Source organism: Oceanicella sp. (assembly GCF_056449545.1).
The window spans coordinates 27,989-41,396 of sequence record NZ_JBWOMN010000055.1 but is presented as its reverse complement, the minus strand read 5'-3'; the positions used below and the strand labels follow the sequence as shown (position 1 = coordinate 41,396).

General features: G+C 70.5%; 11 protein-coding genes. 4 read left to right on the top strand and 7 right to left on the bottom strand.

Features of this window, described 5'->3' with window-relative positions; all coding sequences use genetic code 11:
* On the top strand, window positions 1-705 hold a 705-nt coding region (gene prmC, locus AC1HC7_RS07550), incomplete at its 5' end, for a peptide chain release factor N(5)-glutamine methyltransferase (RefSeq protein ID WP_479498894.1).
* A gap of 41 nt (window positions 706-746) precedes the next feature.
* Here the strand turns inward: prmC and AC1HC7_RS07545 are convergent.
* Window positions 747-986, bottom strand: coding sequence for a hypothetical protein (locus AC1HC7_RS07545; protein ID WP_479495900.1), 240 nt, complete (start codon window positions 984-986; stop codon window positions 747-749).
* On the opposite strand from AC1HC7_RS07545, the gene AC1HC7_RS07540 reads away from it, so the two are divergent.
* Window positions 977-1,852: a DUF4167 domain-containing protein gene (locus tag AC1HC7_RS07540; RefSeq protein WP_479498893.1), complete on the top strand. Its 876-nt coding sequence runs from the start codon at window positions 977-979 to the stop codon at window positions 1,850-1,852. The genes AC1HC7_RS07545 and AC1HC7_RS07540 overlap by 10 nt on opposite strands.
* Before the next feature lie 50 nt (window positions 1,853-1,902).
* On the opposite strand, the gene rsmA is transcribed toward AC1HC7_RS07540, so the two are convergent.
* The 6 genes from rsmA to lptF all read right to left on the bottom strand — a co-directional run bounded on the left by rsmA (window position 1,903) and on the right by lptF (window position 9,404).
* Complete coding sequence (rsmA, locus tag AC1HC7_RS07535; protein WP_479497765.1) at window positions 1,903-2,757, bottom strand: 16S rRNA (adenine(1518)-N(6)/adenine(1519)-N(6))-dimethyltransferase RsmA; 855 nt, start codon at window positions 2,755-2,757, stop codon at window positions 1,903-1,905.
* Complete coding sequence (gene pdxA, locus AC1HC7_RS07530) at window positions 2,754-3,779, bottom strand: 4-hydroxythreonine-4-phosphate dehydrogenase PdxA (protein WP_479497764.1); 1,026 nt, start codon at window positions 3,777-3,779, stop codon at window positions 2,754-2,756. Before pdxA ends, rsmA begins: the two co-directional genes overlap by 4 nt.
* Window positions 3,776-4,711, bottom strand: a complete 936-nt coding sequence (locus AC1HC7_RS07525; RefSeq protein WP_479497763.1) for a peptidylprolyl isomerase — start codon at window positions 4,709-4,711, stop codon at window positions 3,776-3,778. Before AC1HC7_RS07525 ends, pdxA begins: the two co-directional genes overlap by 4 nt.
* 62 nt (window positions 4,712-4,773) lie before the next feature.
* Window positions 4,774-7,053: an LPS-assembly protein LptD gene (locus AC1HC7_RS07520; RefSeq protein ID WP_479497762.1), complete on the bottom strand. Its 2,280-nt coding sequence runs from the start codon at window positions 7,051-7,053 to the stop codon at window positions 4,774-4,776.
* A 96-nt stretch (window positions 7,054-7,149) separates the two neighbouring features.
* Window positions 7,150-8,256 carry an LPS export ABC transporter permease LptG gene (gene lptG, locus AC1HC7_RS07515; protein WP_479497761.1) on the bottom strand — a complete coding sequence of 369 codons (1,107 nt, stop codon included), beginning with the start codon at window positions 8,254-8,256 and terminating at the stop codon, window positions 7,150-7,152.
* A complete protein-coding gene (lptF, locus tag AC1HC7_RS07510) occupies window positions 8,253-9,404 on the bottom strand; it encodes an LPS export ABC transporter permease LptF (RefSeq protein ID WP_479498892.1) in 1,152 nt (383 codons plus the stop codon). Before lptF ends, lptG begins: the two co-directional genes overlap by 4 nt.
* 364 nt (window positions 9,405-9,768) lie before the next feature.
* On the opposite strand from lptF, the gene AC1HC7_RS07505 reads away from it, so the two are divergent.
* The gene (locus AC1HC7_RS07505; protein ID WP_479497759.1) at window positions 9,769-11,265 is read left to right on the top strand and encodes a leucyl aminopeptidase; all 1,497 of its coding nucleotides are present in this window, start codon (window positions 9,769-9,771) and stop codon (window positions 11,263-11,265) included.
* A gap of 179 nt (window positions 11,266-11,444) precedes the next feature.
* Complete coding sequence (locus AC1HC7_RS07500) at window positions 11,445-13,403, top strand: DUF3300 domain-containing protein (protein ID WP_479498891.1); 1,959 nt, start codon at window positions 11,445-11,447, stop codon at window positions 13,401-13,403.
* The last annotated feature ends 5 nt before the right edge of the window (window positions 13,404-13,408 follow it).

Sequence of the window (13,408 nt, the reverse complement as noted above, 5' to 3'; positions counted from 1 at the left end):
GACGCGCCGCCGGCCGCGGCGGTGGGCGCCCGTTGCGCTCTGGCGCGGGGGGCGGGCGCGGCGCGCCGCCCGCTGTCCCACATCACCGGGCGGCGCGACTTCTGGGGGCGGGGGTTCGAAATCTCGCCCGACGCGCTCGACCCGCGACCCGAGACCGAAACCCTTGTCGCCGCGGCGCTGGACGGGCCGATGCCGGCGCGGGTTCTTGATCTTGGTCTGGGATCGGGCTGCATCCTTCTGTCGCTGCTGGCGGAATGGCCGCGCGCACAGGGCGTCGGCGTGGAAAAAAGCCCGGCGGCGCTGGCTCTGGCGCGGCGCAACGCGGCGGCGCTTGGCGTCGCGGATCGCGCCGATCTGCGACGCGGCGACTGGTTCGCGGGGATCGCGGAAACATTCGACCTGATCGTCGCCAACCCGCCTTACATCCCCGCCGCCGACATGGCTGGGCTGGCGCCCGAGGTGCGCGACCACGAACCGCCCGAGGCGCTGACCCCGGGGGGCGACGGGCTTGACGCCTATCGCGCCATCGCCGCCGGGATCGGCGCGCGGCTGGCGCCGGGCGGGCGGGCGCTGCTGGAATTCGGCGCCGGGCAGGGCGCGGCGGTGCGCGACATCTTCGCCGCCGCCGGACTGGCGGGGGGGCGGCTGCTGGACGACATGGACGGGCGCGCGCGCTGCATCGATCTGCGCGCCACCGTTACATGAACGCCGCTTTCGCCGCGCAAGGATGCGGAAAGCGCGAATTTTCACACTATTTCACTTGAGCAGGGCGGCGAATGCCGTATATCCTCCACATGTCCATCAGAGAACTTCGCCCGTTCAGCGAAGCGTTCGACCTCAGAGGAGATGGACAAGCCAATCGCATAAGCAAAACCGATCCCCGGCGCATCGCGCCACGCGATCGTTGGAGCCGGCGAGAGGAAGACCGGCGCGCAGCGCGCCAGGTCGGGCTGATATCGGGCAGAGACCGAAAAATATGAGATCATCGCAGAAATCCAACCGCAACCGCGGCCGGAACAATCGCAACAAGAGCCTGGGCAACGTCACGAACCGCGTGTTCGACAGTTCCGGGCCCGAGGGCAAGGTGCGCGGCACCCCCCAGCAGATCATCGACAAGTATGAACAGTTGGCCCGCGACGCCCAGACCTCCGGCGACCGGGTGGTCGCGGAGAATTTCCTCCAGCACGCCGAGCATTACGTGCGGATGCTGCATGTCGCGCAGGTCGAGACCCAGCAGCGCCATGGCGGCGATCAGCCGGACGCGCAGCAGGGCGGCGGCCAGCAGCAGCGGCAGGGCGGCCAGAACGGCGGCCATCAGGATGGCCACCAGGGCGGCCAGCAGGGCGGCCAGCATGGCGGGGGCCGGCAGCAGCCCCAGCGCGGGCGCGATCTGTCCGAACAGCCGCAGCCGGAAACCACCATGGGCGGTTTCAACGGCAAGACCGACACGGCGGTGATGGGCGGCATCGACCCGGCCTCGGCGGCGCAGCCGGATCTGGTGCCGACGCCGGAGGGCGGCGCGCGCGATCCGGACGCGCCTCGCGCCTCGCGCCGTCGCCGGTCGCCGCGCCGCGACGGCGGCAAGCCGCAGCAGGGTCAGGGGCAGCAGGCGCAATCGCAGCAGCCCGTCGCCGTCGCGCCAAACCCCGCGCCAGCGGCGCAGGCCACCCCCGCGCCAGCGGCAGTCGCACCGAAAACCGCGCCCGCCCCCGTCGTTGAAGCCCCGGTCGCGCCGGCCAAGCCGCGCGCCCGACCCGGTCGCCCGCGCAAGACCAGCGTCGCCGCCGAGCCGAAAACCCAGCCGGCCGAAGCCGCGCCCAAGCCGGCGATCGTCGAAGGCGAGTCGGGCTGAGCGCCGCCGCAACGGCAAGGAACAGGATCAGGCGCCGCGAGGCGCCTTTTTCATTGCCCGGCGCCCGCCCCGGCGGCGCGGGCCAGCGCGCAGAACGCCGCGATCGAGGTCGCGTCGGCGCGCAGGGTTTCATCGATCCCGGCGGCGGCGCACAGCCCGACGGCGTCGGGCGCGATGCGTTTCAGGCTCTGGCGCAGCATCTTGCGGCGCTGCCCGAAGGCGGCGGCGACCACCCGTTCAAGCACCGCGCGATCCGCGGCGAAGCGCGGCGCGGGCAGGGGCTCGATCTGCACCACCGACGACGTGACCTTGGGCGGCGGCGTGAAGGCGCGCGGCGACACGTCAAAGGCGATGCGCGGCTCGCAGCGCCATTGCGCCAGCACCGACAGCCGCCCGTAGGCCTTTGATCCGGGCTGCGCGACGATGCGTTCGGCCACCTCGCGCTGGAACATCAGCGTCAGGCTCGACCAGCCCGGCGGCCAGCGATCGGGCGTCAGCCAGCGGACCAGCAATTCGGTGCCCACATTGTAGGGCAGGTTGGCGACCACCCGCCAGGGCGGGGTCAGATGCGCGGCCAAGTCAACCTTCAGCGCGTCCCCGGCGACCACCTCGAGCCGCCCGGGCCAGCGCGCGGCGATCTCCGCCAGCGCGGACAGGCAGCGTTCGTCGCGCTCCACCGCCACCACCCGGCGGGCGCCCTCGAACAGCAGCGCGCGGGTGAGCCCGCCGGGGCCGGGGCCGATTTCCAGCACGTCGCATTCGGCCAGCTTGCCGGCGCGCCGGGCGATGCGCCCGGTCAGATTGAGGTCGAACAGGAAATTCTGGCCCAGGGATTTCTTCGCCGCCAGCCCATGGGCGGCGATCACCTCGCGCAGCGCCGGCAACCCGTCGGGGGCGAGGCTCATGACGCGCCGCGCCGGCGCCGCGCCGCCGCCATGTCCCGCGCCAGCGCCAGCGCCGCGATCAGGCTGCCGGGATCGGCCAGCCCCTTGCCGGCGATGTCATGGGCGGTGCCGTGATCGGGCGAGGTGCGGATGAAAGGCAGGCCCAGCGTGACGTTGACCCCCTTGTCGAAAGCCAGGGTCTTGATCGGGATCAACGCCTGATCGTGATACATGCACAACGCCGCGTCATGACGGGCGCGGGCGGCGGCGTGGAACATGGTGTCCGCGGGCAGCGGCCCGGTCAGGTCCAGCCCTTCGGCGCGCAGACGGTCGAGCGCCGGGGCGATGATCTCGATCTCCTCGCGCCCCATGGCCCCGCCCTCGCCGGCATGGGGGTTCAGCCCGGCCACGGCGATGCGCGGGTCCGCAATGGCGAAATCGGATTTCAGCGCGGCGTGGAGAATGCGCGCCGCGGACATGATCGCCTCGCCGCTCAGCGCCGCGGGCACGTCGGCGAGCGGCATGTGGATGGTGACCGGCACGACCCGCAGCCCCGGGGCCGCCAGCATCATCACCGACCGCTCGACCCCGCCCAGATGCGCCAGAAACTCGGTATGGCCGGGAAAGGCGAAATCGGCGCCGTCGTACAGCGCCTTCTTGCTGATCGGCAGGGTGGTCATGGCCGCGGCGTCGCCGGCAAGGCACAGCGCGGCGGCCTCGGCGATGGCGGCGATGGTGGCGGGGGCGTTGGCGGGGTCGGGGGCGCCGGGGCGGGGCAGGGCGGCGAAGGGGCGGTGCAGCACCGGCAGCGCGGTCCCGAAGGCGGCGGCGGCCTCGTCGGGCGCGGCGATGCGGGCCACGGGCGCGCCGAACCCCGCGGCCCAATCCGCGTCGCCGATCAGGAAGAACGCCGCCGCGCCCCCCGCCGCGCTTCCCCCCGCCGCGCCCGCCATCGGCGCGTGCATCGCGCGCCAGGCCAGGGCCGCGATCTCGCCGCCGATGCCGGAAGGATCGCCGCAGCTCAGCGCCAGCGGCGGGGTCATTTCCGGTCGATATAGGCTTGCGCGCGCAATTCCTGCAGCTTGCCGTCGGCGAACCGCCCGAGGCGCTGTTCCAGCATCCGGCCGCGGATCCGTTCGCGCTGTTCGTCGGTGAGCTCGATCGGTTTTTCGTGCGTGGCGATCAGCACCAGCACCGCCGCGCCCTTTGACACGCCCAGCGGCCGGGTGGCCTGGCCGGGTTGGAGGGCGCGCAGTTCCTCGACCAGCTGCGCCGGCAGGCGGCTGGCGGGGATCTTGCCGAGCCGCCCGCCCCGGCGCGCGGTGGGCGCGCGGCTGTATTTGCGCGCCAGCGCCGCGTAATCCTCGCCGTTGTTGATGCGGGCGGAGATGTCCTCGACCCGGGCCATGACCGCGTCGCGGTTGCCGGCGAAGGGGATGGCGATCTCCGCCAGATCGAATTCGACGGCGCGGTCCAGGCCCTCGGCCTCGATCTCGTCCTGCAGTTCCAGGTCGGTGACCTCGCTGCGCGGGCCGAAATCCCGACGGATCAAGGTGGTCCACAGCACTTCGGTTTCGATGAACCGGCGCAGCGTGTCGCGCGACACCCCGGCCTTGCGCAGCTTGGCCTCCAGCTTGGCGGGGGTGGAGCGGTTCTGGGCGGCGAAGGCGGCGAGCGAGGCCTCGATCTGTTCGGGCGCGGCGCTGATGCCGCCGCGCCGCGCGGCGTCGCGCTTCAGCTGGTCGTCGATCATCGCGTCAAGCGCCAGCCGCTGCAGGTCGCCGCCCGCGGGCGCGCCGAGCAGTTCGAGCAGCCGCGCGCGCTGATCCACGTCGTAATTGGTGATCACCTTGCCGTTGACGAAGGCCACCGACGATATGGCGTTCTGCGCCAGCGCCGTGCGCGGGGCGGCCGCGAAGGTCGCCAGCGCGCTCAGCAGGGCCATCGTCGCGGCCAGCAGCATGTTGTTTCGCATTGCGTGTTTCCATTCCAGTTCGTTCTTGTCGCGCGGGCCGGTCTGGCGACTTGTCTCGCGGCCTAACGATACACCGGCGCGCAGGCCCCGGCCTGCGACGCCGGGCCGCCGCCCCCGCCCAGCGCCCAGAGCCGCACCCGCAGACCGTAGAAGGTGGAGGCCGGCACGTCGCGGGATTTCGTGAACCGCCGTCCGGCATAGACCTCCAGATCCACGCATTCGTTGCGATAGGTGATCTTGCCGCCGGTGCGCACCCAGCTGTCGCTTTCCAGATCGCGGCGCAGGTCGGCGCCGATGGTCCAGTTCCGGGTGATGGCGTAGCTGGCCGAGATCGCCGCCTCCTGCCGGTCCTCGGGGGCCTCGGCGTCCTTGGCCAGGTAGATGTAGTAGCCGTTCAGTTCCAGCCCGCGCCAGTCGGTGGACAGATAGATCTCGTTGCGGCGCAATTCCAGGTCGTCGGCCAGACGCATGCGGTTGTTGAGCTTGACCACCCCGGGCAGGAACAGCGACCAGGCCGACACGAAATCGGATTCCCGGTCGTTCAGCCCCTCGCCGCCGCCGAAGCTGTCGATGGCCCGCGCGCGGTAGACCCGCCCCACGGTGGCCGAGAAATCCATGCCCGTGTCGGCGGTCCAGCCGTAGCGCAGGCCGAGATTGAGCCGCGAGCCTTCCTCGAACCCGTCTTGGCCGGTGTGCCGGCGCAGGGTGAACAGGTTGGTCTCGTCGAATTCGGTGAGCACGCTGTCCTCGTTGGGCAGCGGCGGGGTGTCGTCGAAATAGGGCGCGACCACGCCTTGCGCGATCGGTTCGAATATCTGCGTGACGCCGCCGCCGAACAGCGACGAGGTTTCGTCGCGCCGGATCAGCGGGTAGCGCAGCTCCAGCGCCGCCTGGGGCGCGACCCGGATGTCCAGGTCGTTGGCGAAGGTCGGCGAATCGCCCACCTTCCAGCCATCGACCCGGATCTGCGCCGCGCCGCCCAGCACCAGCCCCGAGGCATGGGCGCGCTGCGCCTCCCAGTCCAGCCCGAGGCTGAGCCGCGCGGTGTCCTGCCCGCCGCTGCGCAGCAGCCCGTAGCCGGAGACATCCACGCCCACCACGCCGCCGGTGAAATCCTCCGCCCAGGTGCGCCGCGCCTCGAAGGAGGGCAGCGCCATGGGGATGTCGCCGAAGGGTTCGTTGTCGCGCAGGGACTGGAAGCGGACCAGCGACAGTTCCGCGAACCCCTGCGCATCGCCGTGGCGCAGGAAAGCCTCGGAGGTCAGGCGGTCGTCCTCGGTGAATTCATAGCGGCGCAGATAGGCGTCGTCGCTGGCCTGGGCGAGCGTGAACCCGGTCTCGAACCCGTCATCGAGGTCGAACAGCGCCGCGCCGAACAGATGCCCGCGCAGCTTTTCTTCGCCGTCATAGTCGTTGATCGTGGCCGAGCCGTTGAGCCACAGCGCGCCGTTTTCGAAGGCCCGGCGGTATTCGCCCTCCAGCACCAGCCCGTCATCGGTGGTGACGAAGGGCGTGAAGGTGGCGTCTGACTGGTCGTCGATGGCCCAGTAATAGGGCGCCTTGACCGCGTAGCCGAAAGTCGAGGATTGCAGGTATTCCGGGGTCAGGAACCCCGTGCCGCGCTTTTGCGTCGGATCGGGATGGCTGAAATACGGGGCCCAGGCGACGGTGACGCCCATCACGTCAAAGCGCGGGTTTTCATAGAAAACGATCTTTTCCTGTTCGTCATGCACGATGCGGTCGGCGCGGATGCGCCACAGCGGCACGGGATCGGCAAGGCAGACCGTGCAGGGGCTGAACACCGCGCGCGACAGCACGTTGTAGCGCCCGCCGATGCGCCGCGCCTCGCTCGACGCGAAGCGGGCGTTGTTGTGCAGGGCGGCGTAGGCGCCGCGGATCAGCCCGTCCCTCAGATCCGCGTCGAGATCGGCGGCGCTCGCGGTGACCACCGCGCCGTCGGGATTGCGGATGGTGACCGCGCCCTCGGCGCGGATGCGCTCGGCGCGGCTGTCATAGACGATGCGTTCGGCGGTCAGGGTGCGCGGGCCGTAATAGACCTCCACATGCCCCTCGGCGATGAGCAGCCCGGTGGCGTTGTCATAGGTCACGCTGTCGGCGACCAGCGCCACGGGCTGGGTTGCCGACCGGGCTTCGGGCCGGGCTTCGGGCCGGGTTTCGGGTGATGCAACGCCGGCCGACGGGGGCGGGCCGGCGGCCTGGGCCAGCGCGCCCGGCGCCGGCGCCACGATCAGCGCCGCGACGAGACCGAGCGCCGCGACGAGACCGAGCGCCGCGGCGGCGCCGGGCGACGGGAAAGCGCTGCGGATCGGCGGTGGCGGCAAGGGCGGCATCCTCTTCGTGCGCCGCGCGCGGCGCGGTCTCGGCAGTCTGGCTTGCGGACCGGCTTGCGCGCCAGCCCGCGTGTCGGCGCACCCCTTTTAACCGTCCTCGAGATGAAGCAGCAAGCCAATCGCGAGCAAGGCCATGGCGGTGGGCGGAATCCAGGCGGCGAGCGGCGCCGCGATGGCCCCGGAATTGCCGAAGGCCTGGGTGACGTTGGCGAGGAAAAAATAGCCGAGCCCGGTGGCCACCGCCCCCAGCGCCATGATCCCCAGCCCGCCAAAGCGCACCGGGCGCATGGAAAACGCCGCCCCGATCAGCACCATCGCCGCCAGCAGCAGCGGCTGGGCCAGCTGGCTTTGCCAGTACATGCGGTGGCGGTTGGAGGAAAACCCCGACTCCTCGAGCGTGGCGATGAAGTCGGGCAGTTTCCAGAAGGATATCGTCTCCGGTTCGGAAAAGCTGTCGAGGATCTGTTCGCGGGTCAGGTCGGTGTCGATGAAATAGGTGTCCTGCACGATCTCCTCGGGCGGCGCGTCGCGGGTCTCGGCGTCAAAGCGCCAGCGGCGCACCTGATGCAGGGTCCAGGATCCGTCGCCCAGCACCGCGCGGGCCGCCTCGACGCGGCCGATCAGCCGGTCCTCGCGGTCGAACAGGAACACGCTGACATCCCATAGCTGGGCGCCGTCGCGATTGGCCCGCCAGGCGCGGATCACCTGCTGGCCGCTGCGCCCGTTCTGGCGCAGCCACAGCCCGTTGGAGGACACCGACAACAGGCTGCCGCCATCGCCGAAATAGCGCGCCTTCAGGGTGTCGAAGCGTTGCAGGGTGCCGGTGGCGATGGGGTTGTAGACCGCGAAGGCGGCGGCGCCGATCAGGCTGGCGGCCAGCAGCGAGGGGGCCAGAAGCCGCCACACCGACACCCCGGCGGCGCGGGTCACCACCAGTTCGGACCCCCGCGCCAGCGCCGCGAAACAGGCCATGGAGCTCAGCAGCGCGATGAAGGGCAGGATCACCAGCATCAGCGAGGGCGCGTGCAGGATGGCGAGCCACAGCACCTCGTCGAACCCGGCGTCGGACTGGGCGGCCTTGCGCAGCAATTCCACCAGATCCACCAGCACCACGATCAGGAACACGATCAGGAAGGCGGAGAAGAACGCCGACAGAAAGCGGCGCGCCACGTAAAGCGAAAGGGTGGAGGTCATGCCCCGCCCTCCGGCGGCGCGCCGGCCTGACCGGCGTTCAGGGCGGCGGGGCGGGTCTTTTGCCCCGGCAACCCGCGCCACAGCACCCACAGCGCCAGCAGCGCGCCGATGATCGCCGGCAGATACATCAGCGGCCACAGATCCGCCTGGCCGCTGACCAGCGATTTCGCCGCGATCCCCGACAGGCGCACCAGCGCCGCGAAGCCGATCGCCGCCACCAGACGCTTGCCGTAGCCGCGCCGCCGGAACCCCGGCCCCAGCAGCGCCGCCAGCGCGATCAGCGGCAGGGTCACGGCGTAGAGCGGCGCCGAAATCTGCTCATGCCCCTCGGCGACGAACTTTCCCGGGGCGCGGCCCTGCAGCATGGCCGCGCCCGGGTCGACCAGATCCCAGGCGGCGTATTCCGAGGGCTTGCGCCGGCGTTCACTGTCGCGCCGCATCAACTGGCTGAGGTCATAGACCAGCTTGTCAAAGCTCAGCACCGACAGCTTCTTGTCCCCCGCCGAGACCCGCTGCGCGGCGCCGTCGAACATCACCAGCCGCGGGCCGTCGGCGGTGCGCGCCAGCGCCGCGCGCTTGGCGGTGTAGGTGATGCGGGTCGCGGGATCGCGGTCGTCCTGCACGAACAATCCGGCCATCTGCCCCTTGTCGTCGGTGCGCCGGATATAGACGGTGACGCCCTTGGCGGGGTGGATGAACTGGCCCTCGCGGATCAGCGCGTTGGCCAGATCGGCCTGCAGATCGGAAATGCGGTCGCGCATCTCGCGCGAGGCGGCGGGCATCAGGTAGAGCGTGTTCACCCCCATGGCGATCATCACCATGGCCCCGAAGATCGCGACGTAGCGCGCCAGGGTCAGGCGGCTCATGCCCGCGGACATCATCACCACGATCTCGGATTCCATGAACATGCGGTTGAGCGCGTAAAGCGTCGCCGCAAAGGCCGCCACCGGCAGGATCACCGTCATCACCGAAGGCAGCAGCAGCAGCGTGAATTCCGCGAACACCCGCGCCGACTGCCCGGTGTTGACCACGGTGTCGATCACCTGCAGCGACTGCGTCAGCCAGACCACGCCGAGAAAGATCAGCGCGAACATGCCGAAAGGCCCGAGGATCTGGCCGATAACGTATTTGCCGATGAGCGAGCGCATCGCCTCCGCCATGTGTGTTGCGCCGATGCCGCCGCCCGCCCCAACGCGCCAGTCGCGCGGGAAGACGCGCGGGAGGACGCGCGGGAAAGCGCGCGGGAAAGCGCGCGGGCGGACCATCGCGCTTTGGGCCGGGCGGCGCAAGGCGCCGCGTCATGTCCTTTTCGCGCCCTTCCCCCCCAGCGCCCCCCGCGCGCCGTCCCCCCTCCGCGCCGTCCCGTCCCCGTCCCGGCCCGGCGGCAGCGCGACATCGGACGCGCTGGCAATGCGGCGCGCAAGCGTCTACCTGTTGTCGCTCGGGCGCGCGCCGGGTTCGCCGGTCCCGCCCCGCCATTGATCGCCGCCAAGCAAAACCCGGAGAACGCCCATGACCGCGCCTGTCGAGATTTCCTTCGTCGCCGAGGACCTCAACGCCCTGCCCGAAACCGAAGGCGTCGTTGTCGTGCTGGTCCGGGGCGAAACCCTGACCCCGGGCGCCGGAGCGGCGGATGCGGCGATGGGCGGCGGCGTGTCGCGGCTGGTCGCGTCAAAGGGCTGGAAAGGCAAGCCGGGCGCCGTCGCCCGCATGCCCATGCCCGCGGGCATGAAGGCCGAGGCGGCGATCGTCGCCTCGATCGGCGCCGACCCGGACGCCGGCGCCGCGCGAAAAACCGGCGGCGCCATCGCCAAGGCGCTGGGGGCCAAGGCGGCGACGGTGTTCGCGGGCGGCGTCGGGGACGCCGAACTGGTCGCCGAACTGGCGTTCGGATTGGCGCTGCGCACCTATGACTTCAACATCTACAAGACCGACGGCGACGACGGCGGCGAACACGGCGACACGCCCAAATCCCCCGGCGACGTGACCTTCGCGGTGGACGCGCCCGAGGCGGTCTCCGCCGCCTCGCGCCCCCGCGCCGCGGTCGCCGAGGGCGTGTTCTTCACTCGCGATCTGGTCAACGAGCCCGCCAATGTGCTCGGCACCGAGGATTTCGCCGCCCGCCTCGCCGCCATGGGCGAACTGGGGCTGGAGGTGGAGATCCTCGAAAAGCCCGAGCTGGAGGAACTGGGCATGGGCGCGCTGCTCGGGGTCGGGCTCGGCAGCGCCACCCCCACCAAGGTGGTGGTGATGCACTGGAACGGCGGCGGCGACGAGGCGCCTTTCGCGCTGGTGGGCAAGGGCGTGGTGTTTGACACCGGCGGCATCAGCATCAAGCCCAGCTCGGGCATGGAGGAGATGACCATGGACATGGGCGGCGCCGCCGTGGTGTCCGGGGTCATGCGCACGCTGGCGCTGCGCGGCGCCAGGGCCAACGTGATCGGCATCGTCGGGCTGGTGGAGAACATGCCCGACGGCAAGGCCCAGCGGCCCGGCGACATCGTGCGCTCGATGAAGGGCGACACCATCGAGATCATCAGCACCGACGCCGAGGGCCGCATGGTGCTGGCCGACGTGCTCTGGTACGCGCAGGAACGCTTCAAGCCGGCGGGGATGATCAATCTCGCCACCCTCACCGGCGCGGTGATCGTGGCGCTGGGCAACGAGACCGCCGGCTATTTCGCCAATGACGACGATCTGGCGCAGGCGATTCAGGCGGCGGCCGACGCCGAGGGCGAACCCGCCTGGCGCCTGCCGTTGGCCCCGGCCTATGACAAGCTGATCGAATCGCGGCTCGCGGACATGAAGAACAGCGGCGGACGGGCGGCGGGCTCGATCACCGCGGCGCAGTTTCTCAAGCGCTTCGTGCGCGACGAAACCCCCTGGGCGCATATCGACATCGCCGGCGTGACCCTGAGCAAGGGCGCGCGGGACCTGAGCCCGGCCGGGGCCACTGGTTGGGGGGTGATGGCGCTGGACCGGCTGATCCGCGACCGCGAACCGGGCTGAGCGCGGGCGGCGTTTCGTCCCGCGGATGTCGGCGCCTTGATCGGGGCGTCTCGCAATTCATCGGGAGGCGCCTCGGGATCGACGTTATTCCGGCGTATTTGGTTGATTGATTGCGGGGGCTGAGGTCTACTTCGAAACGCCCCCGTTCGACATTCAACAAGGAGAAGGGGATGCCCTACATGAGCAAGACGGCAAGTCTGGCTGCATGGCTCCGCGCGATCGCGCTGACCTTCGGCCTGTCCGCAATCGCCTTCGCCGCGCCGCTGCGCGCCGCGTCCGACGACGTCGACGAGGCCGCGACCGCGCAGGACGGCGCGCAGGAAACCCTGGGACTGGCCGACGAGGCCGCGACCGCGCAGGACGGCGCGCAGGAAACCCTGGCGCTGGCCGACGAGGAACCGCTGTTCACCTATGGCGACCTGCTCGATCTCGGTTCGCCCATCGCGCTGTATCCGGATGCGCTGCTGGCGCAGATCCTGATCGCCGCCACCTCGCCCCTGGACGTGGTGAAGGCCGAGCGCTGGCTCGCCGACAACGAGGACGTGGCGCCCGAGGACGTTCTCGACGCCGTCGCCGACGAAAGCTGGGATCCCAGCGTCAAGGCGCTGCTGGCCTTTCCCACCGTGCTCAAGCAGATGTCCGACGATCTGGACTGGACGCAGGATCTGGGCGACGCCTTCGTGGTGCAGCAGCAGGACCTGCTGGACGCGGTGCAGGACCTGCGCGCCCAGGCGCTGGCGGTGGGCAATCTCGAGACCAACGAGGCCCAGGAGGTCAATGTCGACGAGGATGACGCCATCGTCATCGAGCCCGCCGACCCCGAGGTGGTCTACGTGCCCACCTACGACCCCAATGTGGTCTACGCGCCGGCGCCGGTCGCGGCCCCCCAAACCGTGTATGCGCAGCCGGCGACGACCACGGTGGTGCAGACCTCCAGCGGCCATTCCGACACCGATCTGCTGGTGTCGGGGCTGGTGGGCTTCGGGGCCGGGGTGCTGATCACCAGCATCTTCAACGACAATGATCACTACCATAACAACTATTACTACGGCCACAGCGTCGGCTGGCGGGGCGGCCGCGTCTATCGTCCGCCCTATTACCGCGACGACCGCTACCGCCGCGGCGACCGCAACGTGAACGTCAACCGCAACGTGAACGTCAATCGCAACGTGAACGTCAACCGCAACGTGAACGTCAATCGCAACGGCGAGGTTTGGAAGGCCGACAAGCGCGACCAGCGCAAGCGCAAGCAGAAGCTGGAGCGCAACAGGAAAAGCACCGGGCAGGCGCGGCGCTCGCAATCCCGGACCGATCGGCACGCGGCGCTCAAAGGCGGGGCGAACGGCAACAAGGCCCGCAAATCGGGCGCCAATCGGCAGGGCAGGGATCGCGACGCGGTCCAGAACCGCAAGCCGCGCGACCAATCCGCGAACCGGCAGGCCAGGCGCGGCGACGACGCGCGCAATGGCAAGCGGGACAACCGCGCCCGCGACGTGCAGAAAGACCTGAAAAAGCGCGGCAAGCAGGCCAACCGGCAGAATGCCGGCGCCGGAAACCAGGCGCGGCGCGGCGCGGCGCAGACCCGCAATTCCTCGTTCTCCAACAGCGGCTCGAAGAATCGCTCCAAGGCGCGCAGCGAACGCCGGCGCGGCGAGCAAAGCGTGAACAAGGCGCGCAGCAAGCAGCCGAAAAACCGCGCCGCGGCGCGCCGCGATCCGCAGCGGCCCGCGGCGAAGGCGCCCGCCAAGGCCCAGAAGAAGCAGCCCCAGAAGCGGCCCCAGACCCAGGCGCGCAGCCAGGGGCGGCGCGACGCGGTGCAGACCCAGGCGCGCAGCCCCGCCCGCGCCAACAGCCGCGACGCGATGCAGAACCAGCAGCGCAAGCCGGCGAAGAAGAAGGCGCGCAAGCCGGCGCAGGCCCAGAAGCAGGCCCGGCCGGCGAAGAAGAAGGCGCGCAAGCCCGCGCAGGCCCAGAAGCAGGCCCAGCCGGCGAAGAAGAAGAAAAGGAAGGCGCGCAAAAAGCCGAAGAACCGCGACAAGTCGGCCTTCTCGGGCGCCGGCAAGCCGCGGGGCAAGGCCAATCGCGCCTCCAAGCGGGGCAAGCAGTCGCGCCAGAATGGGCGCGGGCGGCGCGGATGACATTC

Coding starts and splice junctions, on each gene's coding strand:
- AC1HC7_RS07540 (WP_479498893.1), top strand. CDS start 977: ATGAGATCATCGCAGAAATCCAACCGCAACCGCGGCCGGAACAATCGC.
- AC1HC7_RS07545 (WP_479495900.1), bottom strand. CDS start 986: ATGATCTCATATTTTTCGGTCTCTGCCCGATATCAGCCCGACCTGGCG.
- rsmA (WP_479497765.1), bottom strand. CDS start 2,757: ATGAGCCTCGCCCCCGACGGGTTGCCGGCGCTGCGCGAGGTGATCGCC.
- pdxA (WP_479497764.1), bottom strand. CDS start 3,779: ATGACCCCGCCGCTGGCGCTGAGCTGCGGCGATCCTTCCGGCATCGGC.
- AC1HC7_RS07525 (WP_479497763.1), bottom strand. CDS start 4,711: ATGCGAAACAACATGCTGCTGGCCGCGACGATGGCCCTGCTGAGCGCG.
- lptG (WP_479497761.1), bottom strand. CDS start 8,256: ATGACCTCCACCCTTTCGCTTTACGTGGCGCGCCGCTTTCTGTCGGCG.
- lptF (WP_479498892.1), bottom strand. CDS start 9,404: ATGCGCTCGCTCATCGGCAAATACGTTATCGGCCAGATCCTCGGGCCT.
- AC1HC7_RS07505 (WP_479497759.1), top strand. CDS start 9,769: ATGACCGCGCCTGTCGAGATTTCCTTCGTCGCCGAGGACCTCAACGCC.
- AC1HC7_RS07500 (WP_479498891.1), top strand. CDS start 11,445: ATGAGCAAGACGGCAAGTCTGGCTGCATGGCTCCGCGCGATCGCGCTG.